The sequence below is a fragment of the Streptomyces sp. LS1784 genome, assembly GCF_020103755.1.
Taxonomy (GTDB): Bacteria; Actinomycetota; Actinomycetes; order Streptomycetales; family Streptomycetaceae; genus Kitasatospora.
Map to the genome: position 1 here is coordinate 1 of NZ_JAHSQD010000743.1, position 3,340 is coordinate 3,340.

Consider the following 3,340-nt stretch of genomic DNA (forward strand, 5'->3'; position numbering starts at 1 on the left):
AGCGCGTCCACCGCGACCCGGCCGCCCGCCGCTCCCCCACCCGCCCCACTTCCCTCGCCGCCCTTGTGCCCGGGCTCGCCGCCCACCGTGCGGTGCACCCGCTCGGCGCGGACGGTGCGCAGCCCTCGGTCGGCGAGGTCGGCCAGGACGTCCTCCGGGGTGAAGAGCACGGCCGGGTCCTGCGGGCCGCCGACGCCCTCGGTGAGGTTGCTCAGGTCGTGCCCGATGACCAGCAGGGTGCCGCCGGGGGCGAGCGCGTCGGCGGCCCGGCGCAGCACGGCCCGGCGGTCCGCGGCGGGGATCTGCAGGTAGGCGACCAGGACGAGGTCGTAGCCGGCGGCGGGGGCCTCCAGCTCGCGGGCGTCGCCGTGGCGCCAGGTGAGCCGGTCGGCCACCTCGTCGGGCAGGTCGGCGGTGAGCCGTTCGGCGCGCTCCAGGGCGACGGCGGAGAAGTCCAGTCCGGTGACCTCCCAGCCCTGGGCGGCCAGCCAGATGGCGTTGCGACCCTCTCCGGCGGCCAGGTCGAGGGCATGGCCGGGGGCCCTGCCCGCCAGTTCGCGGACCACCCACTGGTTGGGCGCGGCTCCCCACACCAGCTCGCTCGCGGCGTAGCGGTCGTCCCAGTCCTGGCTGTCCATCGCGCCTCCTCCGTTCGACGGGCCTGCTCGTTCCGGCCAACCTACCGGGCCACCGCCACCCCGGCCGCCGATACCCGGGCCGCCGCCCGGGCCGGAGGCGGTCCAGCGGGCGGACACCCTTGACGGCGAATATTGGTCCAGTCCAATCTGTTCAGTCGTGACGTGCACGGGCCGGCCGCCCGGCGCGTCCGCGCACCACTCGTCAGCACGCGTCACCAGCCCGCGCGCCCCCACCGCGCCCGGGCCGGCTCCCCTCGGCCCGTCCGGGCCACCGCACCGCCGGAACCCCCACACATCCGGAGGACCCACCGCATGCACGACCGTGTCCTGCCCGCAGCTCAGCCCGCCGGGGAGCGCGCCGGCCGCCGGGCCGCCCAGCGCAGAAGAGCCACCGCACTGGCCCTGGCCGCCACCCTGACCACCAGCGGCGCCGCCATCGCCCTGACCTTCGGCTCCGCCTCGGCCGCCCCGGTCAACCTGCTGGCCAACGGCGACTTCGAGGCCGGCACCCTGGCCGGCTGGACCTGCTCCAACGGGTCGGTCGTCACCACGCCGGTGCACGGCGGGAGCCGCGCGCTCAGCGGCGCCGCCTCGGCCGCCGACACCGCGCAGTGCCAGCAGACCGTCACCGTCCTGCCGAACACCACGTACACCCTGGCCGGCTGGGTCCAGGGCAGCTACGTCTACCTGGGCGCCACCGGCACCGGCGTCAACTCCTCGGTCTGGACGCCGGGCGGGACCGGCTGGAACCAGCTGAGCACCACCTTCACCACCGGCGCCACCACGACCTCCGTCACGGTCTTCACCCACGGCTGGTACGGCACCGGCACGTACTACGCGGACGACCTCACGCTGACCGGCCCGGCCGGCCCGACCGCCACCGGCAGTCCGACCGCCGGCCCGACGGCCACCGCGAGCCCCACCGCGACCGGAAGCCCCACCGCTACCACCAGTCCGACGGCGACCGGGAGCCCGACGGGCACCCCCACGACCACCACCCCGACCCCGACGGGCACCGCGAGCGGCCCGGCCGGGGACGGCAAGGTCACCACCCCGACCGGCTTCGCGGTCACCAGGACCACCTCCAACGCGGTGGTGCTCACCTGGCAGCCATCCACCCTCACCAGCGGTGACGGCCCGGTGTCCTACAAGGTGTGGTCCAACGGCCAGCTGGTCGCCACCTCGATGGGCACCTCGGTCGCGGTCAGCTCGCTGCTGCCGGGCAAGAGCTACACCTTCAGCGTCCAGGGCTACTCCGGCAGCCACGCCTCCGCCCAGTCCGCGCCGGTGAGCACCACGACCGCGGCCGCCCCCGCGCAACAGCCGATCCGCTCGGCCTACTTCGACCAGTGGGGCGTCTACGAGAACGCGTACCACGCGAAGAACGTCGACACCAGCGGCGCGGCGGGCAAGCTGGACGTCATCCACTACGCGTTCGCCAACATCGACCCGACCAGGTTCACCTGCTTCCAGGCGGTGAAGGCCTCCGACTCGGCCAACGAGTCCAACCCGAACGCCGGCGACGGCGCGGGCGACGCCTACGCCGACTACCAGGCCGACTACAACTCCGGCACCAGCGTGGACGGCAGCAGCGACACCTGGGAGCAGCCGCTCAAGGGCAACTTCAACCAGCTGCGCCAGCTGAAGGCCAAGTACCCGAACCTGCGCTTCACCATCTCGATCGGCGGCTGGACGTACTCCAAGTACTTCTCCGACGCGGCGGCCACGGACTCCTCCCGGAAGGCCTTCGTCTCCTCGTGCGTCGACATGTTCCTCAAGGGGAACCTGCCGACCGGCGTGGCGGGTGACGCCTCCGGCGGTCCGGCCTCGGCCGCGGGCCTCTTCGACGGCATCGACCTCGACTGGGAGTACCCGGGCTCGGCCGGCGGCCACACCGGCAACCACTTCTCCGCGGCCGACAAGCAGAACTACACCCTGCTGCTCAAGGAGTTCCGCACCCAGCTGGACGCCCTCGGCGCCGCCCAGGGCAAGCGGTACCTGCTGACCGCCGCGCTGCCGAGCGGCCAGGACAAGGTCGCCCAGCTGGAGACCGACAAGATCGGCGCCTACCTGGACTACGCCGATGTGATGTCCTACGACATGCACGGCGCGTGGGACGCCACGGGCCCGACCAACCACCAGGACCCGCTGCACGACAGTCCGGCCGACCCGACCACGCCGATCACCCCGGGCACCCGCAAGTACAACGTGGACACCACGCTCGCCGCGTACACCACCGGCCTGCCCGAGTACGGGATCCCCGGCGGCTTCCCGGCGAACAAGATCGTGCTGGGCATCCCGTTCTACTGGCGCGGCTGGACCGGCGTCCCGGCCGGCGCCGGCTACGGCCTGTACCAGAGCGCGACCGGCCCGACGGCGAAGAAGCCGCTGAGCCAGGAGTCCGGCCTGGCCGCCTGGAAGGAGCTCAACGCGACCGCGGCGCAGACCCACTGGGACCCGGTCACCGAGAGCAGCTGGGTCTACGACGGCACCAACTTCTGGACCGGCGACACCCCGCAGGCCGTCCAGGCGCGCGGGGCCTACGCCAGGAGCAAGGGCCTGGGCGGGCTGTTCGCCTTCTCCCTGGAGAACGACGACGCCTCCGGCACGATGCTCAACTCGATGGACAGCAGCCTGCGCTGACGGTTGGCCAGGACCTCACCGGAACGAACTGCGACGGCCCGCGCGGAACCTCCGCGCGG

The 3,340-nt window shown here is 73.4% G+C and carries 2 protein-coding genes; one reads left to right on the forward strand and one right to left on the reverse strand.

The window, feature by feature from the left end:
* Positions 1 to 638: bifunctional 2-polyprenyl-6-hydroxyphenol methylase/3-demethylubiquinol 3-O-methyltransferase UbiG (locus tag KS423_RS41610; RefSeq protein ID WP_224284917.1), on the reverse strand; the 638-nt coding region annotated here is incomplete at its 3' end.
* A 312-nt stretch (positions 639 to 950) separates the two neighbouring features.
* On the opposite strand from KS423_RS41610, the gene KS423_RS41615 reads away from it, so the two are divergent.
* Complete coding sequence (locus tag KS423_RS41615) at positions 951 to 3,281, forward strand: glycosyl hydrolase family 18 protein (protein ID WP_224284918.1); 2,331 nt, start codon at positions 951 to 953, stop codon at positions 3,279 to 3,281.
* Positions 3,282 to 3,340: the final 59 nt, after the last annotated feature.

What these genes read in the sequence shown, in the direction of transcription:
- KS423_RS41615 (WP_224284918.1), top strand. Translation starts at nt 951, where the DNA reads ATGCACGACCGTGTCCTGCCCGCAGCTCAGCCCGCCGGGGAGCGCGCC.